Genomic DNA, 23281 nt, shown 5'->3' with positions numbered 1-23281 from the left:
TCGAAAAAAAGCACATCTGTCATCACCGGCAAGCAACGGCTCTTTCCCATTGTTATAATAAAAGCAAATGCCCATGTAAAGGAGCTGTTACGACCTGAGAATCATCGTCTTAGCCGATACGCATATGCCCAGAATGGCCAAGAAGCTGCCGGACCGATTGCTGGCGGAGCTGAAGCATGCCGATGCGGTCATCCATGCGGGAGACTGGTCTCGTATGGAGGTGTATGAGCAGCTGTCAGCGTTCGCTCCCACCTATGGGGTAGCTGGCAATAATGACGGAGCAGAGCTGCAAGCCAAATTCGGCACGAGCCGGCTGCTTCAATTCGGATCATGGCGGATCGGCCTTGTTCATGGTCATGGCGCCACGAAGCGAGCCTCAACCGAGTCTCACGCAATCTCAGCCTTCAAGGATACGCCGGTGCATATCGTCATCTACGGCCATTCCCATATTCCCGTACTGAAACGGGTGGACAATATGATTATATTCAATCCCGGCTCGCCTACGGACAAAAGACGGCAGCCGCTGTATTCGTTCGGCATCATCGATTTTAACGACAATGTACAGCCGATCAGGCATGTGTTTTATGCCGACAAATCATAGAAGGACGCCAAACACCCCGGGCAAGCAGCCCGGGGTGTTGGATTAATACGGCGGAAGCTGTTAGCTTTCGTAATTGAATTGCCAGCCGATGCCGAATTTGTCGGTCAAATAACCGTAGTAGGGACTCCAACTTGTCTCTTGCAGCTCCAGTTCAACCTTGCCGCCTTGCTTCAGCTTGTCGAACGCAGTCTTGATCGCTTCCTTGTCAGAGCTGACATAAGCAAGCGAGAAATTATTGCCTTGCTGGAACGGCCTGCCCGGGAAGTTGTCCGAGAACATCAGCTTGCCGCCCGCGATTTCAAGTTGAGCATGCATAACCAGATCCTCCGTCCCCGGCGGAATATTGGATTGCGGATTCGAGCCGAACGTCATAATCTTCGGCTCCTCCAATCCGAATACGCTGGCGTAATATAGTACAACCTCTCTTGTATTGCCGTCAAAATTCAGATAAGGATTTAATGGCACCCTCATCACCTCCTGATTGGTAATTTGAGCAAATCAACCGCTTAACATACATCCAAGAGGCTGTATTTTCAACTATGCGAGTTAGCCTGCTGGCCTGAACCCCGACTTAAGCAGGGGGAAAACCTGATCAAAGGTCTATTACGCAAGTGGACCGCAATCCGGTATAGTGAATGACGGAAGAACATAATTAGGGGGTTTACACGTATGTCTGAAGCCGTACTGCAGCTTCGCAATTTGACCAAAACGATCGGCATGCGAAAAATAGTCGATAATCTTACATTCGATGTTCCCGCGGGGGAAATATTCGGATTTCTCGGGCCTAACGGCGCCGGCAAAACAACAACGATTCGAATGATCGTCGGGCTCATCTCGATGTCCAAGGGCGAAGCGCTTATCAAAGGCGTATCGGTCCGCTCGCACTTCGAGCTTGCGATGACGCATGTGGGAGCCATCGTCGAGAACCCGGAAATGTATAAATTTCTGACGGGCTATCAAAATCTGGTGCATTATGCGCGCCGCCATAACGGCATTACGAAGGAACGGATCAATGAAGTCGTGACGCTGCTAGGGCTGCAGAACCGGATACATGAAAAGGTGAAGCGCTATTCCCTCGGTATGCGGCAGCGGCTGGGCGTCGCACAGGCGATTCTGCATCGTCCTTCTCTGCTCATTCTGGACGAGCCGACCAATGGGCTGGATCCTGCCGGCATTCGCGAGCTTCGCGATTATTTGCGCAAGCTGACGAAGGAGGAAGGCATCTCCGTTATTGTCTCCTCCCATCTCCTCGCCGAGATGGAGCTGATGTGCGATCGCGTCGCCATCATTCAAGGGGGCAAGCTGGTCGATATTCGATCGCTGCAGGAAGCCCGCAGCCAGGCTCAGACGAAAATCGTCATCGAGGTTGACGATCCGGCAGCCGCCGAGCAGCTGCTTGCAGCCGCTATGGACGGCTCCCGCTTGACGGTGTCCGGCAACCAGATTGAGCTCATCGGGGACAAATCCGCTATTCCCCATATTACGAAGCTGCTCGTAGCATCGGAGATAGAGGTGTTCGGCATTCATGCCGTACAGAAGTCGCTTGAAGATCAGTTCCTTGAAATAACGGGAGGTGAGATGATTGTCTAGCCTGTCCAAGCTCACTCGCAATGAAAACATGAAAATCTATCGCCGTTCCCGCACTTGGATTATGATCGGCTTTCTCCTGCTGGCCATTGCCCTGCTCAGCGGCATTATGAAATGGGATGAATCCCGTGTAGACCATTCCAACTGGGAGCAGCTGCTGGAGGGGCAGAATGCCGGCTTGCAGCAGCAGCTGACTGAAAGCGGGGAGATAGACGAGGAATACAAAGCCTATCTGACAGAGCAAATCAAGCTGAACGAATATTATTTGGAGCATGGCATTAATCCCCATCAGCTGTCTCTTTGGAGTTATGTCAGCAGTTCCTCCAACCTAATCATGCTCGTCACCATATTAACGGTCGTGATCGCTGCGGATATGATTGCCGCTGAATTTTCATGGGGCACAATCAAGCTGCTGCTTGTAGGTCCCGCTTCCCGTTCGAAAATTATGCTGAGCAAATATATCGCCACGCTTGGATTCGCGCTTCTGCTGCTTATTCTATGCTTCGCCGCTTCGTTCGCGGCAGGCGGCTTATTGGCAGGCTTTGAAGGTGTCAATCAGCCTCTGTTGACTGTTCAAAACGGTGTAGTCCACGAAGGCTCGATGATCATCGATACACTGAAGACATACGGATTCTCCGTAGTCTCGCTGATCATGTATGTGACGATGGCCTTTATGATCTCGTCCGCGTTCCGCAGCTCGTCCATGGCTATAGCGTTCTCGCTGCTGTTCATGCTGCTCGGCAATACGCTGTCGGCTCTCTTAAGCGGCTACAGCTGGTCGAAGTACCTGCTCTTCTCCAATATCGACCTGACGCAATATCTCGAAGGCGGAACCCCGCTTCGTCCGGAGATGACGATGGGCTTCTCCATCTTGATGCTTGCCGCTTATTATGTGGCATTCCAGATCATCGCATGGCTTCTGTTCACCAAACGCGATGTAGCGGCTTAACCCTATGACTAAAAAGGACCTCACGCCCGGCTAGCGGGCTTTGAGGTCCTTTCGCTTTATCATTGCTTTTTATAACAAAGAAACGGCTTTCTTGATATAGGCGTACAGCCCGCCATCCATTCTATTTAATGAAGAAAATGAGGTGGCGAGGAGCATAGGCATTGCGGCTCAATTACTGCCTGGGGCTTCATTAGCGGTGTTGTATTCGCTTGGCATGATTGAACTGAAGCAGGCCGCCGCGAACGATCAGTCGATCGAGTTCGTCTGCCATGCATGCGGGCAAACGTACTCATTCAGCCCAGAAGAAATAGCCGGCCTGGTCAATTGACCATAGCCGGCTATTCTCCATCATTTCTATTCAAAATTTTTCTTTATTAACTGCTTCCCCTGTCATTACTTCACAACTAGGGCGACTTCGGAATCATCGACCCAGATCGTGCTGCTAACGGGAATATCCACTTGCTTACCTAAGGATATAGACACATGATAAGGATACGCCTCATCTGCTCCCGTATCTGCCGGAGCTCCAGTTGCCCCTCCACCATCGGAGGAAACGGGTGAATCCGGATTGGAGGTTGAGACCGCCTCGTCCAGTTCATCTGAAGCCGGAGGAGTATCATTCGATCCAGCCGGAAGATTTGCGCCGCCTGTAGTGGAGGAAGGCGCACCGGCACATGACGGCATTAGCTCCAGCTCCGAATAGGTAACGGCATCCGAGAGTGGCGCCTGAATCTTCAATGACTTCGGCGCGAACCCGGAGCAGGCTGCCGCATCCTTGAACAGGAACTTGACCGCTGTGGATGCCGGCTGCCCCTCTTCTGCGCCCACCTGTTCGATCGATACGATCATTTCCGGCTCTTCGATAACGCCAGGCTCAATCGTAGGATCGGGAGTCGGGGTCGATGAGGTCTCAGGCAATTCCGCCTTCTCTGGATCCGCGCTTCCCTTGCCGCCGGACGACAGCAGAATGCCCGACACCACCAAAATAATGCCGAGCCCCACGATGGACAGGATCAGCGTTCCCTTCCGATTGCGGCGAAACAATCGCGAAAGCGGCGAAGACACCTCAGACTGCGCTTGCTTCAGAACGGCCAGCAGCTTGTCCCCGCTTTGGTCGAAGAAATGCTTCCAATTCTCTCTCGATCTGAGCGCAGCAGGATCGTAATCCTTAAAGTAACGAATGATCGCAGCCCGATAGGCAGCGATAAGGCCTCTTCCTCCCGTAAAATACGGATTCGTCTCCGACCATAGGAAGAAGCGATAGATCGTCTCCTTGAGCGGACATTGATGATGCAAGAAATCAATCAATCCGTCATAGTCAACCATATCGAACTGGGAGCCTCCCAGGAAAGCTGTCACAAGCTCCGAAAAGTCCGTTTCCTTCAAGCCTTCCGCTAGAATGCCTCGACCGATTGACTGCACCCTTGCCAGTTCCTGAGCCGACAAGCTGTCCCAAACCTCTTCATTCGGATCTCTCACAATCAGCCATTGGAAGAGGACATGTATAATTCGTGCCGTAGCGGATTGATTCGAATCGATAAGCTCATGATTCCATCGCTGCATCTTGCGCGAGTCGCTTAGAAACTTGGCTTGCATAAGCTCGCTCCGCGTCAGCCTCTCAGGTTCAATTCTCTTCAGAATGGTCTGATAGACTTCACGCTCCAGCTTCCTGCCAAGGCTTTGTGCGCCTTGCCCTGCCCCAGCAGCCAATTGATTGGTCTGTTCAAACAGGGCATTGACAGCCCCCAGCGCATATCGTTCTCTGGACAGCTTCTCGTGTACGAGGTCTATTACAATCGAGTAGACCTGGTCATATTCGTATACCTTCGGATAAGCGTCGCCCCAGATCACGATAGTAGGAATAATATTGCGCAGCGGCACAGACTTCAGCGTAGATTGCAGATATGGGAAAAACAAGCTTTCCGCAAAACGCGGTCCCGCTATTATTTTATGAAAAAAGGCTTTGCCAAGCGCAGGATCACGTTCGATCCTGCTATATAAGGAAGCCGCCGCTTCCTGATCGCCCTTATTATTGGCATTGGAAATCGCATAAACCAAATAACCGACCAGCTTGTTTTCGATCAGCTTGCCGACCAGTCCGTAATAATTCATGAAAATGGATAATGTCGTCTCATCGGGAATTTCGCCTTGGGTCACCTTATCGTATTCAAGATCGAATCTCGACAACAGCAAGTCGCTAAGCTCCATCTTCGTATCCAGCGCATTCGGGGTACCCAGGTACTGCAGCGCGCTGGTTAATACCGGAATGAGATGCTGATCCAGCAACCCCTCATTGCCTTCAGCCGCATCATGCAAAACCCATAATTCATGATAGGTTGCGACAGCGAGCGCTTTATCGGCATCCATATCCTTCAGCATGACATCGGCGAACCGGAAAAATCGCTCCAGCGCGTCACTGTCGTCCAGATGGGACCATGCCGCATTCAAATACGGCTGATCCAGCCCTTCCATATCCACATTCATAATCCGCCCGTTCGGCAGGTCGAATACAAACTCCTTCTCAATCTCGCGGTCGCCCCCACGCAAGCTGCCCGATTCCACAAAGGTCAGATGAATGCCTTTGCGGCTTGCCGGCTCCTTCGCATACGTCAGAAAGCCAAGCGTTTTCCGATAGGCATACGGCAAGCAGCTGTAGAGCACGGCGAGCAATTGCTTCGCCCGGTCGGCAAGCTGGCTGATTGGCACAGGAAGCGCCATATATACTTTCTTCTTGCTGCCCAGCGATATCATGACCGCATGCAGCAGCGCCTTGAATTCCTTCTCTTCTATGCCTAGCTCCTTCAGAAGCCCGCGTGCGGATTTGCGTGCTGCTGGTGCGGCAAGAGGAAGCCTCGAGAGCTCGTTCAGCTCCGCAGCATTCTCCAGCGAATAGCTGTCCTCGAACAAAGCGGACAGCCAGCTCCGGTAATCCTGCTCTGGGTCTGTTGGGTATCCCGCGGGAATGACATAATGGTGGGTGAAGAAAGTGCTCCTAAGTCCGGTAAAGTCAGCCTCCCGGAACACGCTTCGGCCAATGACAGTCTCCCCTTGCTCCAGATGCAGCAAGTGCATCGCTTCGGGATAAGCGCTGCTGTTTTTTTCGCCGCTTGCGGTCAGCTCTGCAGGAGAGTCGTATACGCATAGCGGATGCAGCGTTTTCTTCACGAAAGCTGGGTCCAGACCGCCGGACTTCGCGATCGTGTCATACCCCTCTGTTGTACGGAATATGCCGCGCCGCTCCCGGGTGTACATCTGCTGCTGAATCGATAAGCGGGGCGTATGTTCAGTCACTATTCTCTTCTCCCCTCAATATAATTCAGCTTGTACAGCAGCCAGATGAACGGCTCGTCAACCCGGATCGGGCTTACAACCGTCTGCATCTTCTGGTCGACCGGATTGCTGCCAAGCGCAGAGACGGCGTAATACGCCGTTTCCTTGAAATAGACATCCATCGTCCCTTTGAACGGACGGTCTACCTTCTCAATAAAGCGGCGAATCTCTCCGTCAATATTTTCGAATTCGGTCAGGTTGAAATAATCGCGGTGCACCATGTTTTTGAAAATATTGCTGTTCGTCTTAATATACTCGCCGTCTTCATCCTTGAGCGAATGGAGCATGTCGCTCTTCGTCAGCACGACAGCGGTCGGAATGTCCGTCTTGCCGCTGTCCTGATACGCAATAAAGTCGCCGAACATCGTCAGCACCACATCGCGCGGCTCATCATATTGCGATACCCACTCGCCAGGCTTGTCGCCATGCTTGATGCGGATTTTCTCCCGGATAGAGCGGATTTGCAGCGGATCGACCATGAACAGGATGCCGGCCGAGTTTTTGATATGCTGGCCATGCAAGCCGAGGTAATCCTGCTCGACCATGCCCTCGCCAGCGACATCAAAGAATACAAGCGTAAGCGGCGGTTTCTCTTCATCCTTGAACACAAACTGGAAGATGAACGGCTCCTGCATCTTCTCCTTCTGGGTAGACGCCAGCAGATCACCGCGCCCGAACAGGGGCTCCTCGTAATTCGTGCGGAACTTGCGGCTAATCTCCGCATTCAGCGGCATGCACGCTGCATGGAAATGATCCGCAGTCGTATTCTGCAGCGTATGAATAAGCGACGTCATGTAGACGGACTTGCCGACCTGGGACGCGCCAATTATCGATATAATGTTGCTCGGCACCTTCCCTGCCGTTACCGGCAGCTCGTTATGGCACTTGGGACACAGCCTTCTGCGCGTCAGCTCCCCGTACCGGTCACGCAGCCCGATCAGGACATGATCGGAATAGACGTGGGACTCCTCAGGCACGTCCACTGGATGAATAACTGCTTCAATATCATACACAGAGTCAAGGCCGAAGCGCTCCCGATACTTGTTCAGCTCCTCGTCCTCGCCCAGCGCGTAGTCCTCATCGTCCTCACGGGAATGAGTTGCGCGGAACACGACCTGGTCGGGCGCGAACTTGCTGAAGCAATAGGGACATACAATGTCATAAAATAACGGCTTCGGCTTGCTTTCGGTTTTTTTCTTAAATAGATCCAATAGGCCCATGACGCTTCCCTCCTAAAAGGTTTGCGGAGCAAACCTTGCATCGTAAGCATAAGCTTAAGGTTTGCGGAGCAAACCTACTTCGTAAGCATAAGCTAAGGTTTGCGAAGCAAACCTGGCATCGTAAGCATAAGCTTAGGTTTGCAACGCAAACCTGCTTCTAACTTGCCGGAATATTATGATGTCGCAATCAGCTCGTACAGATGTCCATGCCTCCGGATATCGGCCAGAAACAATCGGATATGATCCTGCTTGTCGACTTCGATCGGTGGCAGCACATTCCTCCCGGCCGCGAACGGCGCAACGAACGGGTACATGAGACCGTCCTCCCGGTCCGCGGGAAACCCGCCTTGCTTCTTCACATAGCACAAGACGTCGCTGCCCAGCGCAACCTCCGTCCTCACTTCAATCTGGATGCTCTTATTCTTGCGGAATAGACCGGATTTCTCTAAGACGGAATAATAGATTTTCGCCCGGCTCGCGCTGACTTCAATCCGGTTCTCCTTATTCCGCTGCTGCAGAAGAACAGCTCCTTCTTCCCGCTCCAACAGGCTGTACACCGTGAAACGGTACATTCTTGCCCGGTCAAGCCGGCATACATATCCGTTATTGGCTTTGTACTCCGACTTCGTATACAAACGGAGGCTGTCCATCTCGTCTTCCTCCGGCTCATCCCCATCTTCAATCAGCCTCTGGCTAATATAGACCGCCTCTACTCCCGCAGGCCATATCCAGCGAAGCGTGCAGCGGTCTTCCTCAATCGATCTCGCAAGTCCCGTAATGAGGGGCGAGCCTTCTTCTGCGACGTTGTATTGCAATGTTCTCATCCCCTCGTTTTAACTAAAATCCGCTGCTGCGGCTGTTCCGGCTTCTTCCGCTTCCCTCCCTCGGGCTAGCGGTCCGCTCCCTCCCGCGGCGGGCATTCGTCTTCTCGCCAATCGGAATGACCAGCGTGAACAGAGCAATGACCGCAGCCAGAACAAGCAGCGCGATGAATCGGAATAGACCATCGGTAAAGGCCTCGCCGGACAAGCCGGCATTCAGAATGAGGCCTGACGCCAGGCCTCCGACCACGCCGCCCGCTCCGAAGCTCAGCGCCAGGAAGCGGTTGTCGAACATAATGCCCAGTGCGATGCCCAGTGCAAGGCCAATGAGCACAAATGACAATAGGCGGATGCCTTTGTAAATCGTCGGCTCTTCCGGCGCATTCGGATTAATCGAAAGCAGCGAGCGGTTGTCGATAGTCAAGTAGATCGACCGGAACGCCGTCGACAAGCCGTCCGCTTGCTCTACGTCATAATATTTGCCGCCTGTCGACTCCGCCATGTCCCTAAGCAGCAACGTGCCCTGGTCATAGCCGATCTTGAGGCCGATGGTATGCATAGCGATGCCTTTGCTTCTCAGCTCCTCCAATTGCGCGGAAATGTTGGAGTCGCTGAAGCCGTCAGACATAAAGATGACCATGGTTCCCCGGTCGGCCTCAATGACCCGCAGCGTCTCTGATAAGGCGCTAAAGAAATTCGTTCCGTCCTCTGTCGGTTCGATCGCATCAAGAACGCTATAGACTGCCGTCTTCTGCGCATTCGATCCAACGTTCGCCATCGGCTGAATCAGCTCTGCCGAATTCGCGAAGGAAACAATAGCTACACGCTTGTCTTTTTCCATCTCGTCAATGAGACTTTTGGCAGCCTTGTAGCGATCATTGTTGGGATCGGTTTCCTTCATGCTCCCCGAGTTGTCGATGACCAGCACGATATCGCGAATCTTCTTCGTCCCGCCGAATTCGAGGCCATAGACGAACTGGAGCGCCCCGCCGACTACAAAAAGCAGCACAAGCGTTGCCGGAACGATCAGCTTCCAGGATAAATCGGTGTAGCGCTGCCTCCAGGAATGTCCGTTCAAGACCGGCGACATCAGCTCAGCAATGAGGCAAAACAAGCCGACGCACAGGGCCAGAATGCCAAAGTACAAGCCAATCACAACATAACTTGGCCATGACTCCGGCAAAACGCGAAGCACAGCCTCGCCTAATGCAAAACCAACCGCCGCGCCGATCAAGCTGAACAGCAGAAGCAGCATATTTATTTTCCGTTGCATACGGACAGCACCCTCTCACCTTAACAATACACAACATTTTTACCCGGCTATCGAAGGGCAGGCAGCTCGGATTCCTCAATGGCATGGAATTGGTGGCCATCCTGCACATACGCGTCATAGAACGCCTTCGCATTGCGGTAATACATCATATCCTCCACATGGAAGCCGCCCATCAAATGAAGCTTCTCCACGCCGCTGCTTCGATTCTCATGCAGACAGCCAAGCTTATGAAGCCGCGACGCTTCATCCATGCCGAACGCATACCGAATGAACTCGCTGCTCCGGTCGCCGAAGAAATACTTCTCCTCATACCGATGCTTGTGCGTATAATCGAACAGCCGGATATGGATGGCCGCATGCTCCTCCAGCATCCGGTACAGCCGCTCGAATAGCTCCTCCTTCGGCAAAGCCTGCCGGTTCGTGTAGGAAACCGACACGTTCGCGCGCTGCAGCAGCTCTTCCTCGAATGACATGGCGAATCCGCTTGCGGTCAAAATATCCCTCCGGCAAACTGCAATGAGCCGCTCGATAAAGACCGGCTCTTCCTGTTCCAGCAGCTCCGCCACGTTGCCGATATACCGTTCCTCGAACAGGATCGACTCTCCCCGCTTCTCCTCCAGCTCGCGGAGCGCCTCGGCTGTAACCCGCTCATAGTAGTCGAATACATTTTGCCCGATGTAATCGTCGCCTAAGGAGATGCTCTGCTTCGCTTTGGTCTTCAGCTGTGACCGAAGATCATGAAGCCGTTCGATCCGAACCCGGTACCATTGGTTCAACTGCTCCAGCTCCGCGGCATAACGGCGATAGACAACAAGCTCCGTCTCCAGCTTCAGCCGTTCGTATCTCAAGCCGTACACCTCGTCCAGAAACGCATGGATAAAGGAGCGTACATTGCGTTTGTCCATGAACGGCACCCGCTGAAACTTCAAATCTTCCACGCGGCTGTCATAAAGCTGGATTAGCTCTTCCTGAATGTCTTCGATCGCTCTGGTCAACTCGCGAATCTTCTCTTGCACCGCGCCAATAACTTCTCCTCTGCTGAGGCTCTCGTCAGTCCACTTGTACAGATGATAGAACGAAATTCGTGGCTCTTCCGCCATGCTGCGGGAAAGCGTGCGTCTCAAGGCGGCGGCTACATCGATCCCTTCCAGCTGCTGCTTGGCGTTCTGTACGAAATGCTGGTTGAAGAAGCTTTCGCAGCTGCTGCCGTATAACGCATGCTCCGCCTGGGACAGCGTCATGCCCTTCAGTTCCTCGTAACGCACGCCGCTTGTGATAAGCCCTTTCATATCCGCCAGCCGGTCGGGCAAAGGAACCCTTTCTTTGCTTCGGGCCGCCAGCGTAGCCGCATCTACTCCGAAAAACCTCAGCTTATCCGCCGAGCTCAGCTCCGGTCCCGATTGCAAACGTACAATGACCTGATCGAACAAATGGTACAGCACCGTTAGCGCGATGGCATAAGACGGCCGCTGCACCTTCGCGAGACCTGCGGAGACCAGGCCTACTCTGCCGGACTCCGACATCAAGCTATGCTTGAATGACGTATTGTTGTAGCTCTCGCCGCTGACATGCATCTCCGCTTCCCGCTGGCCGCGGTTTTTGAGCAGCATGATCCGGCAGATGATTTCATAATTTTGCTCCATCCCGTTAAAGGGAGACATCCCTTTCTCATTCCGGTCCGACAGCAGATAGACCAGATCAAATAGAGGCGCTGACTGGTGAACCACCGGAATGCTCAGGCCGTCGCCTGCTTGCATCAGCGGCGCATGATAGGAGTAGTCCGGACTTTGGAACCGCTCAACCTCGCGCAGGAAGCTGATGCCCGTTGCGGCGGCGTAGCCGTACGCATCGGACTGCTCCCGCTCCTGCAGCAGCACGAACAGATCCATCTGGACGGACTTGAATAGCGAGCCGAATATCGATTGCGCCAGAAGCGTAATATCCGGCACCAATATGTTCATAGGATCGTCTGCCCGTACGATGACCGCCAGGTGAAGGCGGTCGAACGAAGCGTACATGCGGCCGTAATCGCCAATCGTATCATTCATTTGACGCAGGGCGCGATTCAGCAGTCCCAGACCTTCGGCTGCATCATGGAAGCCGCTGCCGATCCCTTGCCGGATGGTCCGCTTCTCCCTTCCTTGCGGCACCAGCTCTGCCAGCGGGATGGTAAATAGATTCGCAGCCGCCCCCTCGCGGGCGCTTGATCCGCCCGATACATGGCCGTACACGACGCCGGCGTGATTCGCCCATCTCAGCGCATTGGACTTCATCACTGGCTCTATGGCTTGCTCTGTCTCATCCCCGATAAACAGGAACACCGTCGGGTAATGAATGCTGCTCTGATCGTCTTCCGTCCCCTTCAAGCTCTGCTCGGCTGCCGAATATTCGGCCGCGAATTGCTCTACCATTTCCCTCATCCTTACTTCAGCTTTCTGCGAATATCATGTAGTTTGGAAGCCATGCCTTTATAGAACTGATGAAGCTCCTCGCCGTTGGCCAGCTCGATCTTCTCGTATTCCAGCCGCTCGCGCGCATCCAGGAATACATTGAACAGCTCATCCAGCTTGGCGACCAATGCGGAGGTATCCTCATTTGCCGTTAACTCGTTCACTCTGCGGCCTGCTTTGCGGAGCAAGGTCGCGAGGCTCTTCTCATTCAGGCTGCGGAAATGCTCGAATACCTCGTATTCGATATAGTTGCTGCCCTTCATCAAGTTGGCGAACGGCTCCCATGCCTCTTCCTCGGCATCGCGGTCGTATACATACAAAGCGCCGCGCTTGCAGATGGTCTCGGTGTACAGCGCCTCGATAAACTGCTGCAGCCACTTGTCTTCGCTTTCCTGCTGGACCAGCAGCTCGTCGAACTTCTTGATCTCGGCTGCGATCGCCTCCATCTTCGCCAGCTCCTCGCGCACGCGGCGCAGCTGCAGCGGCGAACGGATCAGATTCTCCTGCGCCAGCTCTTCCGAGTAGCTGCCGAATATATCCTTGGTCGACTCCAGCTCCAGGCCGCCAGCGAGAAGACGCTTCAGCTCTTGCGACGCACGCTTCACTTCGCCCAAATTCGGCTTCCCGCTGTCCAGTTGCATCGCAAAGCCTTGCAGCGCGTCCGACACTTGGAACGGCTTCGTGTATCTTACGCTGTAGCGGTTGCTGAGCGGATTGTCGATGCCCTTCTCCACGATGATGCCGAAGCCGACAGCCTTGGCAAATTCCTCGCGGATTCTGGCATTGTAATCCTGCACCCGGCGGTTGGTATAGGTCTCGCCCCATGACTTCTCCGGAATCGGCGAAGGCAGGTACGTCCAGTTCTCCTTGTCGCTTTGCACCAGATGGCGTCCGATTCCTTCTTTGTCCAGAATCGTGCGCTCGTAGCTCTCCTCGTACACCTTCAGCGGGGTATAGACGAAGAGCGGCACGCCGTTGCGCGTGTTCAGCCAGAATATCCGGTTGCGCACTTCGCTTTCCTTGATGGTGAAATGCGACTTGCCGATCGAGCTGTTCTGGTAATTGCGAATGCCGCGCAGAATGCTCGGCGCCTGCACTGGCACGGACACGAAGCCCCATGAAGGCACATGCAGATTGCCCGAGCTGTTGCTCAAATGGAAGACCGGAATCGCTTCCTCGTCCAGCTTGCTCGCAATATGGCGCTCTACGAACTTCTCAATCGCTTCGTCGTCGCCATATTTCATAACCAGGAATTCTTCCATCGACTTCGTGATCAAGTCGCCGAACTTATCGGTGAGAAACTCCGAGATGGAGCCCACGATATCAATATCCTGCTCCTTCACCCACTGGTTCGAAGATTCCAGCAGCTCGCGCGTAAAGTCGCGGATCAGGTCGTCCCCGTCCTTACTGTCCATAACGCGGCTAATGACGTGGGAAATATCCGGCACGCTGACGATGTTCCAATAGTAGGTTTTGTTGCCCTTATGGTCGCCTTGCTCGTCGCCGCTCGTCAGAATCTCGCCGTTTTTGGCGAATATCGTATTCAGCACATTCAAAATTTCGGTATATACGTTATAAATCCGGTTGTTCTCGGCGTTCAGCAGCTCATGCAGATCCTCATAGAACTCGATCAGCTGCTCCATCCGCTCGACATCCGCGCGGAGCCAATATTCGTTGATTTTGGCTTCAATATAGTTGTTTTTCTTCTTGTCCTTCGACACGAACGCGCTTTTTGCATCGCCCATCCGCTCTTCAGCCTGCTCGCGCGCCGATTCGATCTCGCGCGGCAGCCTTTGCAAATTCTCGCGCAGCGATTCGATATAGGACAGCAGCATCTTCAGCAGGCAGAAGCCCTTATCTGTGTACAGAAGACGCGATACATAGAACGGCCCTTGCTCCGGGTGGAGGAAGATGCGGCGAATCTGCTCGGTGAAGCTGCTTGCAACCTCGCCCGGCAGCTGCTTCTTCGCTTTAATATATTCCTCTCTTGCGCGCGCCAGGAAATTTTGTTCCAGCTCCGTATCCATATTGACCGCTTGCATCTTGATCACATTGTTGTAATTGAGGCGTTCGCTATGCTCGAAACCCGGCAGCGGCTCAGGAACGCGGGAATCAAAGTTCCGCATCATCGAATCGAGGTCGATGCCGAGCTTATGTACGAACTTCTCGACATCCTCCTGGGTCGGCGCCTTCCGGAACATGCCCTCCATCTTCTGGAACAGGCGGTAGGCCAGATAGGTCGTCATCTCTTCGATCGGCAGAACCGCCGAAGAAGCCCCGATAATATTGTAATCGTAATTCGCCGGATAAATCTTGTTCATCTGCGCAATATTCGTCCGGATATTGCTGATATAGTCATGAATCGCGAATTCCTCGCCCGATTGCTTCTCTTCGCTGGAGATAAAGTTGGTGATATTCTCCGCTGTGACATTCATGCAATAATCGTACGCATTGTCGAGCAGCTTGCCTTCCGTATTCGTCGCCGAAATCAAATGGCATAGATTAAACGGAGGCAGCGGTGAGTTAACCGATAGAATGTTGCCGTACTGCTGCTTGAAGCGTTCGCCTCGCGCATCGACATTCATCCAGTAATCCAATTCTTTCAGAGCCGCATAGCCGTTCTTCTTAATGTATTCCCGCGTATGGTCGCTTAGGCTCTTGTTCGCGAGGTTGATATCCGGCGTGAACAAGTAGCCGAGCGTATTGACACGGTCGACGCCGGCAGAGCCGTGATCGCGCTCGATAATGCCTCTTACGATATAGGAAATATCGAGGAACGTGCCGCTGCCCGTACCGCCGGAAAGACCCGTCAGCAGGAATACCATCAGCTTTTTGTTCGTGCCGACGGATAGCGTCTTGATCTTCTTGTCGATGCTCTGGACAACTTGATTGATCTTGGTGAACAACAGCAGCCGGCCTGCTTGACGCACGCCTGCCGCGCCGTTCATCCCATCCGTAATGCTGAGCTCAGGTGACAGCCAATCCGTAATGTAAGGCTCCAGAATGCTGCGGTTTTGCAGCAAGCCCCCAACCTCGGCATTGGAGAGCAGCACAAATTCGTTGATCGGATCAAGGCCGATGCCTTTGTACTTCTTGTTGCGGTCCTGTTCGTTCGTCTCGAACGCAAGAAACTCCACATTGTCCGGCTTGTCGCGCTTGCGCTTCGAGATCGGGTCTTCCGGCAGCTTGAAGCGGCGGTTAATCTGGTATTTGAGGCGCAGCAGCGCATCAATGCCTGTGCCTCCCAGTCCGATGATAAGAATCGGATTGTCGATCGTATCTACTCTTATCTTCTCACTGACGATCCCTCCGCCGAGCGAGACGTCGAGCTGTTGAATATGCTCTCTTACGATTGGTTTCATAGTGATCCTCCCCGATTGGTTATACGAGATATTCGATATAGATCGTCTTGTCTACTTGTGTCAATGATATGGTAATGCGGTCGCCGCTCTGCAGTTCCAGCTGGCGTCCGTCTCCAACCGCCCGTCCGGACTTCTCCACTCTGCACAAGGAACCGTTGAGCAATGCAATCCGGTCCTTGTTCGCCGGCTTAAATACGATTTTCTCCGTCTCCTTCAGCTCTGGCGCGAGCTGAAGCAGCTGGTGCAGCAGGAACTTTCCTTTGAACTGGCTTAGCCGTTTGTATTGCGGCGGAGTTTTGTCTCCTGTATTTTCATCCCGGACTTCAATAATGAGCTGTCCCACAAAACCGCGGTTGCGCTCCTTCATCACTCCCAAGAACCAATATCCTGCGCCCAGCAGCGCTAAGACCGCAACTGCAATGATGACCACCGTCCATATCGGGAACGGCTTGTCGTCCGCTACTTCCGCCGGATTCGTCGTGCCGCCTGGGCTGCCGGATGATGCCGAGATCGTAACCGGCTCGCTCTCCCGGAAGAAGCTTTGCTCCTCCGCCCTGACTATAATTTCATAGTCCCGGGACTCCGGTAACTTGTATTCGCCGGCAAAGTGATCGCCGTCCAGCTTCATCGCTACCTCTTCGGTATTGCCGGTCGTTAAGTCTTTGACGAACATAACCGCATTCATGTTGCGGTATTGCTCCGCATCGCTAAGGCGCTGGCCCTTGCTGGCCAGATAAGCATTCAGCTTTACCTTGTCGCCCTTCGAATAGCCCGCCGCCGCCAGCGGCTCCAGCTCCAGCGTCAAATCATAGTTAAAGATCAGATTAATATCGATCTTATCCTGGTTAACGCCTTTGATTTTCAAGGTCCAATCGCCTTGAACCGGCTTGATCAGCTTAAGCAGCGTGTAGCTCTTCGATGTAGCCAGCACGACCTCGTCCGACGGTATCGCAACGGCATTGCCCGACGGATCGACAAGCTTCGCTTCGACCGGCTTGGAAGACATGATCGAGATATTCGCTTCAAGCACATTGCTGTTCGGAACGGTAATCTTCACATCCTGGAAATCCCCGTTCGCCGTAAATGAATTGACCGGCACGATATTCAGTTCCAGGTGGCTGGCGAATATTTCACTTAGAATCTGGGGCAGGTCATCCGCCGAGTCGGTAACGAACGACTTGCCGCCCGTCTGCTCCGACAATTCCTCCAGAGCCGCCTTGTTCAGCTTTCCGTCAGCGTTCAGGCCGATCGTGTAGATCGGGATGCCGCTGTCATTGGCCGTGCGCACCGCCTGCTCCCGCTCTTCGTTCGATTGCGCTTCCGTGCGTCCGGACTTCGGATCAAGCTCGTTGTTGCCGTCCGCCAGCAGGATGATTATCGGCTCGCGGTTCGCTGCCGCTCCATCCTTCAGGATCTGGACCGCTTCCTTCAGGCCTACGGATACATCCGTATAAGAGCCGCGATTCAATTGGTCGATAAAAGATTTTAAGTTTCCTTTATCCTCCGGCGAGCGGATCTCCAGCAGCGCCTTCTCTCGCTGAATCTTATCCGTATACGCTACGATGCTGACCCGGTCTCCCTTCTCGGACAGCATATCGATGAACATCTTCATCGCCTCATTGCCGATCTTCTCCCGGTCGCTGCTGTCCATCGAGTAGCTCACATCAAGCACCAATACGGCGTCAATCGGCGCAGCGCCGCCCGCGGCCGCGGCCGCCGCCGGCAGATGCAAACCTAGCAGAAGCGATAGAAGCATTGTAAGCAGAATTGTATATTGAAATCCTCTTTTTAGCAGACTCATGATAGTCCCCCTTAACCATATTGCTTGAATAAGCTGTCTCTATTAGTGCGTGTTCAAATATTCGGGTTTCCAGCACCGAGGCTGGTCGTTCGCCAGACCGCGAAGTACTCGCCCGTTCATCCGGGAGAGAATAGTACAAAAGTCATCGTTAGTCACGAGTGCCGCTATGATGCTATACTAAAAACAAGTATAACTGAAGGACACCCATAAATCACTTTTTTTGTCATATACGGGAGGCGCTTTACATGGTTACATACGTTGCGATCGGACTATTGGCTATATTAGCAAGTATAAAAGCTTTTCACTACTATTATCAAATCAAAAGGGCTCCATCGCAGAAGCAGCTGAGCAAGCTTGTGCTATCTACCTTGAGACGCGGGCAGAGTGACCGCGAATGATAAAAAAAATAGCGGTAACCCTGAAGCCCTATAACCGTGTGCCCTTTGTCTATCAAAAGCTCAAAATTTGTCGCAATTGCCGCCATTTCACCGTCCTGGGCGAGCGAGATTGCATGTCCTGCGGGAAGACAGGCGGCCTGCAGCCTGTCGAGAAGAGGGCGGCTGGCATTGTCCGCAGGGACCAATGGCTCACCGGTCTGATCTTGCTGCTGCTTATCGTAATTGGACTCTTATTCAGCGCATCCGCTTTGCAGACTGTGCTGCTAATTGCTGCTGGAGCGGCGGCAGCCGCTTTATTATGGACGCTTTCCAAACGGTTCACCCCTGCACTTAGACGCATACAACTGCAAAAAATGTTTCAGCAATACAGCTACGAGCTTGCTTCCGGCCTTGCCATCGACCACCAGGCAGCCATTCGCGTATTCCAGGAAGGCGACAAACCGCGAACTTATGAGATGCTGCGTGAGATCGGCTCGCTGGTGCATAACGACCAGCTGAAGCTGGAGCAGATCATGCTGCTGCAAACCTTCCAGCTGCGCAAGGACATGGATCTGATGCTCGAGCCTCTGCTGATGGACAGCTTCAGCCCCGATCTGGTCGCCTACATCGGAGAGATGGCCAAGATCAGACGGGATCTGATTAAGGAAAATACGTTCCGCTATATGCTGCAGCATGAAATGTACATTCTGAACATGCCAAACGGAGAAACGGTACTGGCAGCTGTCGCCGGCGCAGCCGTGCGCAAAAGCCGGTATATGACGATGTATCCTTATTTGCTCATCCGGTATGCGCGCCTGCTTCCGAAGGACCGCTTCCTGCGGTTATACAAATTCGCTAAGTCCGCCCGGTCAGGACCGCTATACGATGAGGTTATGCGGATATACGAAGAAAAATTTAAATGGGATCCAGATTTTCAAAACGCTTGAGACATCCCGTCCGCCCGTTATTCATACAGCATAGCGCAATGGAATAGGATCGAAACCTAGCCGAAGTCCCAATCAAGGCTCGACTTAAGTCTAGCTTCAATAGCAATTTTTGTTAGGTAAGAATAGGGAAGACATGGCTTGTTCAGCGTACGCCGACCAAGCTTTATGCCCATAGGCAACAAAAAAATGGCGGTATCAGGGAGCTTGAATCTAGCTTGGGTCCCTGTACCGTCATTTTTTTGGTCCATTTCGATATTGTGTTGCGCGGCGGCGCTATTTCGAGATTTCTCTCATTCGCGCCATTAGTCGTGCCAGTCGAGGCTTCAACGCTTCAACTCACTCCGCCCACCAAGCTCCTACAAATCACCCCAGCGCGCCACTGAAACTTGCGTCAGTTGTGTGCTGCTTGTAACGGTATGGGCACGCGGACCCACATAACCTCCGCCGCTTGAGGTCTCCATCGAGCCCCATGTGCCTCTGGACAAGTTGAAGTGGAATGTAGTTCCAATCGGAACATTCAGTGTAATGCTATAAGTCCCATTCGTATTTTTCGTCAATTTATAGGCAGAGTCGTTAACCGACCAGCTGTTGTTCAGACCATGTACATACATATAAATGTCAGCGTTAAGCGGCGTATTGGCAGGAACAGTAACCACGAAGGTTTGACCTTGCAAAGGCGGGGCGGTCGTCGTCACCGCAAGCGCTGCGCTGGCGGAGGAAACATGCCCTGCCGCATCCCTGGCTTTGACTGTAAAGGAATACGTGGTTGATGCCGTTAAACCGGTAACGGTATATGACGTATTAGGCGTGACCGCGACCTTCACTCCGTCCTGATAGATGTCGTAGCCTGTAACGCCCACATTGTCCGTAGATGAAGACCAGGTCAGGTCTACACTGGAAGCTGTAACATTCGCCGCTGCCAGCTGGACTGGTGCGCTAGGCGCTTCCGTATCCGATAAAGCCGACGGCGCGGGCATGTTGTCGATTATATTTTTGAGATTCGGCAGATGTCCGATCTGGTCAGCCGCTGGATTCGCCGAAGCCGTGTTGTATGCCGGGTTTCTGAGAAGCTCGCGCACCTCGTGGGGCGAGAAGGTTACGCCGTATTTCGCCTTTGCGATGCCTTGCAATGAAATGACCGCAGCGGTGACGATAGGAGATGCCGAAGATGTGCCGCTGAAGGAAGTCGTATAGCCTGTAGTGGAGGAAAGGTCTGTCGCGCTAAGGGTATGCACGCTATGCCCGAAGCCGAAGCTGTCAATGCGATTGCCATAGCTGGAGAAATACAGTCGTTCGTGCGGGACATCCGCCGATCCTGCGCCGACCAGAATCGCGCCTGAATCCTTGAAGTCGGCACTGTTTTTGTTCAAAATATATTTGCCGTTCCAATCCTGATAGGTGTCCAGATTGACGGAGCCGTTAGCCCCCGCTTCGACTACGACGATGCCTTGATCCGTAGCATACCGAATGGCATCAAACTCGGCAGGAAACACCTCCATCGGCACATATGCCCCATTGGACGTACTGGACGTGGATTGCACCTCTATCAAAATTACATCGCCCTTGTTCAGCGCAGGTACGGATGTAAGAATCGCCTCGGCGATATTGCTGGTGCCGTCGAGCCGTCTCCAGGAATTGATGATCGGCTTCGCTTTATTCGCCAGCCCGACATGCCCGATCGCATTGTCGACGGCAGAGATGACGCCAAGCACCGCAGTGCCGTGAGAAGCGGAAGTCGGCATCAGAATGCCCGGCAGTGCCAGGATGTTGTGTGCCGCCAGATCCTCGTGATTGAGCGCCCAGCCCTGTTCGACATCAACGTACGAGATGCCTTTGCCGTCACCGCCTTCGAACTGCCAGGCATACGGCGCATCGATACCAAGGGGCGCAGCTTGTCCATAAGTCTGATTCGGATACAGCGGATCATCATCCGGCTGTACCGGCGTTGAATTCGGCGCATACGGCAACGTCGGGTCCGAAATATTCGCCGGCGCTTCATAAGCCGCCTCCACTAACGGAGACTTGTTCAGCTTTGCCAGGAGTGCCTTCACATCCGTTCCCTTCGGAACAGCCGCGGTAAAATATTGATGGAAGACTGAGGTTTGGCTGTTGCTCGACAGCTGCGTCTTGGCATTAAGCGAAGAGAACAAACGGTTAAGCTCCAAACCGTTCAGATCAGCCAGCAGATTGGCATGAGCGGCATTTCTCGATGCCTTGAGCGCCTTCTCGGCTCCGTCCTGATAAGGCAGCCCCGTCTCTTCCTTGAATTTGATTACGATTTCCCCTGACGGCTGCTGCGCCGCCTTCCCGATATTTGCCGATTGCCCGTCCGCCGCTTGGACAGGAGTGAAGGCAACTGCTAATGATAAAAATAAAATAGCGGATAAAACCAAGCTTAATATTTTTCTGTTAAACATCTTCATCTCTCCTACTCTCTATTTATAAGTTTGCTGGCAAGTCCAAAAATAAAAGCCGCCCCTCCTCTCCGCGGAATCCTATCATTCTCAAAAATGGAAATATACCGCCAATAAAATATACAACCTGTCTCTTGTGAAGGCTGTCGAAAAAAGATGAAAATATCGCAAAAGTTATCCGATGCGTTTAATAGTCATAAAGTTGTCAAAAACTGCCTGTCCTTTTCTGCATATAAAAAGAAGATGCTCACGCTGTCTCCATGACAAGCGGACCATCTTCTTTGGAAAATTCCTTGTTATTCTTGCTCCGGATTTGGCACAAACCGGAAATCAGCCAACTGGTATGTGCCTGATTCGTATGCAACATCAGCTTCTATATTGCCAACATAGATCGGCGTCGCGAATTTTTCTACCGCGATGCCAGCTCCGAAACTGGCGACGATCCGGTCCGCCTCAAACGAAAAATCTGAAATAGAACCAATCACAAGTTTGTCCATGACCTTGCCAATTTCGTTTTCATCGTACTCTTTTAAGCTAACGATATGGGCTGAATCACCGAGTGTCAGCTTTCCTTTCAGCTCTTCGTTCTCTTTGAACGCTGAAAATCCTGCAACATTCAAGACCTGCTGAACATAATCATCCGGGTCAAAATAAGTATCTTTAAATCCGGCTTCCTCGATCTCAATGATTCGCAAATCGCTTACGGACACACCGGTTCCTGATCCAATATACAGAATAATGGCCAGCTCGTTCTTGCCGTCGCCATCCCAGTCCCGAAGCATCATGTTCGGCATGATTGCCCGCGGAGTCATATAGAGCCAGTCAAAAGCCTGTTGCCGCTCGCCCGCTCTAAGAATCACCCCGTTCTCAACTGCGGTTAGAGCAATGTCATGCTCAGGCAGTTCGGCAAGCGTTTTGCCATCGGGAAGAAAATCCAAATACGGCTCCACGTCTGGTGCGGTTGAAGCGGCAGCCTCAATCCTTTCGCCTCCGTTGTCGTTATCTTCGCTGCATCGGACAGTGGAAGTCATGCACTCATTCCCTCTGAGCTCTCCTCCGCATGAAGCGGCCAGCATTAAGCTTAGCGCTAATGCGCTGAATTTGATCAATGCCATCTTTCCCCCGTTATTCCCCCGCACATTGATGCCCCTTCCCGTTTCTCTTATTACAGAAAACGGAAATAGCTCCAAATAAGTTGCAGATCGAATGTTTGGCCACGGATTTCCTGCAACACACGCCAAAGAACCATGTCTTCCGAAGAAGACACGGCTTTGGTTCAACATTCTATTAAGATTATACTTCTATTAATTAAGCTGAGGTTTCTGCCGAATCGGCGGATGCGCTGCTGTCTTTCCGCTCGCCTTTGCCGCCATGGAAGCCGCCTTTGCCGCCTTCCATACCTTTAGGCCCGAAGCCTTTCCCGTTTACGATCCCTTCCGCTTGCTCCTGCGCTCTTCCCTTAGCTTCGGCAGCTTTCTCGGCGGTCAGCTTGCCGTCTGTGACGGCTTGGTCGATTTGTGCAGTAATTGCCTCTTTGATCTTAGCAATAAGAGTATCGGTCGTAATTCCTTGCTCCTTCGCGACAGAAGCGATGGTAGCGCCATCCGCTTGCAGCGCTTTTTTGAGCGCATCTTCCGTCATGCCGAGAGCTTCAGCAACAGATTCCAGGCCCATGTGCCCTCCTGGACGCGCCCCTTTGAAATCCTGCTTTGTGCTGATGAGTGTATCCAGATTCGATTCGAACTGCTGCTTCATCTCGGATTGCTGCTTCTCAAAGGCAGCTGTCAGAGCCGTTTTCAACTGCTCTTTCGATACACCTTGCGATGTTGCGATTTCTTCAAGCGTGCTGCCGGCTTCCACCTTCTCCTGCAGCGCATCACGGTCCAAATTCAGCAGTGCCAGCACATCCTCATTCACATAGGAAGCCCCGAGTCCATGACCGCCTCCCCACTTGCCGCCTCTTGCCTTCCCGAAGTCCTTCGCCGCATCTGTCGAGTCGGATTGCACAACTGCGCTTCCTGTTGACGCACCCGATTTGCCCGGAACCGCAGACGCCGCATACGCGCTAAGCGGAATCATAGCCGCCAGTGCCGCCGTAATACCCAATGTTTTCACATACCTGTTCATGTCATCTTCCTCCTTAACGGAT

General features: G+C 52.9%; 17 protein-coding genes. 6 read left to right on the top strand and 11 right to left on the bottom strand.

From position 1 onward, the window contains the following. Positions 1–94 precede the first annotated feature (94 nt). Positions 95–601: a metallophosphoesterase family protein gene (locus tag D3P09_RS18365; protein WP_120112859.1), complete on the top strand. Its 507-nt coding sequence runs from the start codon at positions 95–97 to the stop codon at positions 599–601. Between the two features lie 60 nt (positions 602–661). On the opposite strand, the gene D3P09_RS18360 is transcribed toward D3P09_RS18365, so the two are convergent. Further along, a complete protein-coding gene (locus tag D3P09_RS18360) occupies positions 662–1072 on the bottom strand; it encodes a VOC family protein (protein ID WP_424452456.1) in 411 nt (136 codons plus the stop codon). A 198-nt stretch (positions 1073–1270) separates the two neighbouring features. Here D3P09_RS18360 and D3P09_RS18355 point away from each other — a divergent pair, with 198 nt between their 5' ends. The 3 genes from D3P09_RS18355 to D3P09_RS18345 all read left to right on the top strand — a co-directional run bounded on the left by D3P09_RS18355 (position 1271) and on the right by D3P09_RS18345 (position 3465). After that, positions 1271–2191 (top strand): ABC transporter ATP-binding protein, encoded by a 921-nt coding sequence (locus D3P09_RS18355; protein ID WP_120112857.1) that lies wholly within the window; start codon positions 1271–1273, stop codon positions 2189–2191. Continuing rightward, positions 2184–3137 carry an ABC transporter permease gene (locus tag D3P09_RS18350; protein ID WP_120112856.1) on the top strand — a complete coding sequence of 318 codons (954 nt, stop codon included), beginning with the start codon at positions 2184–2186 and terminating at the stop codon, positions 3135–3137. Before D3P09_RS18355 ends, D3P09_RS18350 begins: the two co-directional genes overlap by 8 nt. A 142-nt stretch (positions 3138–3279) precedes the next feature. Continuing rightward, positions 3280–3465, top strand: coding sequence for an Hsp33 family molecular chaperone HslO (locus D3P09_RS18345; protein ID WP_120112855.1), 186 nt, complete (start codon positions 3280–3282; stop codon positions 3463–3465). Between the two features lie 65 nt (positions 3466–3530). Here D3P09_RS18345 and D3P09_RS18340 read toward each other — a convergent pair whose 3' ends face one another. From D3P09_RS18340 to D3P09_RS18310, 7 genes are all read right to left on the bottom strand, one after another. Further along, positions 3531–6428 (bottom strand): GAP1-N2 domain-containing protein, encoded by a 2898-nt coding sequence (locus D3P09_RS18340; RefSeq protein WP_120112854.1) that lies wholly within the window; start codon positions 6426–6428, stop codon positions 3531–3533. Continuing rightward, on the bottom strand, positions 6428–7687 hold the full coding sequence (locus tag D3P09_RS18335) for a TRAFAC clade GTPase domain-containing protein (protein WP_120112853.1): 1260 nt from the start codon (positions 7685–7687) through the stop codon (positions 6428–6430). Before D3P09_RS18335 ends, D3P09_RS18340 begins: the two co-directional genes overlap by 1 nt. A 173-nt stretch (positions 7688–7860) precedes the next feature. Then, the gene (locus D3P09_RS18330) at positions 7861–8502 is read right to left on the bottom strand and encodes a beta-mannanase (RefSeq protein ID WP_120112852.1); all 642 of its coding nucleotides are present in this window, start codon (positions 8500–8502) and stop codon (positions 7861–7863) included. 22 nt (positions 8503–8524) lie between these two features. After that, positions 8525–9781, bottom strand: coding sequence for a vWA domain-containing protein (locus D3P09_RS18325; RefSeq protein ID WP_120112851.1), 1257 nt, complete (start codon positions 9779–9781; stop codon positions 8525–8527). A gap of 47 nt (positions 9782–9828) precedes the next feature. Next, positions 9829–12192 carry a transcription initiation factor TFIID gene (locus D3P09_RS18320; protein WP_243644295.1) on the bottom strand — a complete coding sequence of 788 codons (2364 nt, stop codon included), beginning with the start codon at positions 12190–12192 and terminating at the stop codon, positions 9829–9831. A gap of 11 nt (positions 12193–12203) precedes the next feature. Beyond that, positions 12204–15593, bottom strand: coding sequence for a tubulin-like doman-containing protein (locus D3P09_RS18315; protein ID WP_120112849.1), 3390 nt, complete (start codon positions 15591–15593; stop codon positions 12204–12206). A 19-nt stretch (positions 15594–15612) separates the two neighbouring features. Beyond that, positions 15613–17394 (bottom strand): vWA domain-containing protein, encoded by a 1782-nt coding sequence (locus tag D3P09_RS18310; RefSeq protein ID WP_120112848.1) that lies wholly within the window; start codon positions 17392–17394, stop codon positions 15613–15615. A 245-nt stretch (positions 17395–17639) separates the two neighbouring features. On the opposite strand from D3P09_RS18310, the gene D3P09_RS27750 reads away from it, so the two are divergent. Together D3P09_RS27750 and D3P09_RS18305 are read left to right on the top strand one after the other, a co-directional pair. Beyond that, positions 17640–17792: a hypothetical protein gene (locus D3P09_RS27750; RefSeq protein ID WP_165867494.1), complete on the top strand. Its 153-nt coding sequence runs from the start codon at positions 17640–17642 to the stop codon at positions 17790–17792. Next, positions 17789–18718, top strand: a complete 930-nt coding sequence (locus D3P09_RS18305) for a hypothetical protein (protein ID WP_133305025.1) — start codon at positions 17789–17791, stop codon at positions 18716–18718. Before D3P09_RS27750 ends, D3P09_RS18305 begins: the two co-directional genes overlap by 4 nt. A gap of 356 nt (positions 18719–19074) precedes the next feature. Here the strand turns inward: D3P09_RS18305 and D3P09_RS18300 are convergent, their stop codons facing one another. The 3 genes from D3P09_RS18300 to D3P09_RS18290 form a co-directional block, all read right to left on the bottom strand. Further along, positions 19075–21135 (bottom strand): S8 family serine peptidase, encoded by a 2061-nt coding sequence (locus tag D3P09_RS18300; protein ID WP_207892515.1) that lies wholly within the window; start codon positions 21133–21135, stop codon positions 19075–19077. 293 nt (positions 21136–21428) lie between these two features. Next, positions 21429–22247, bottom strand: a complete 819-nt coding sequence (locus tag D3P09_RS18295; protein WP_120112845.1) for a hypothetical protein — start codon at positions 22245–22247, stop codon at positions 21429–21431. A gap of 193 nt (positions 22248–22440) precedes the next feature. Beyond that, positions 22441–23259 (bottom strand): hypothetical protein, encoded by an 819-nt coding sequence (locus D3P09_RS18290; protein ID WP_120112844.1) that lies wholly within the window; start codon positions 23257–23259, stop codon positions 22441–22443. Between the last annotated feature and the right edge of the window lie 22 nt (positions 23260–23281).

It is taken from the genome of Paenibacillus pinisoli, assembly GCF_003605435.1.
Lineage (GTDB): Bacteria > Bacillota > Bacilli > Paenibacillales > Paenibacillaceae > Pristimantibacillus > Pristimantibacillus pinisoli.
The sequence above is the reverse complement of the archived record's forward strand: the minus strand, read 5'-3'. Positions and strand labels throughout refer to the sequence as shown.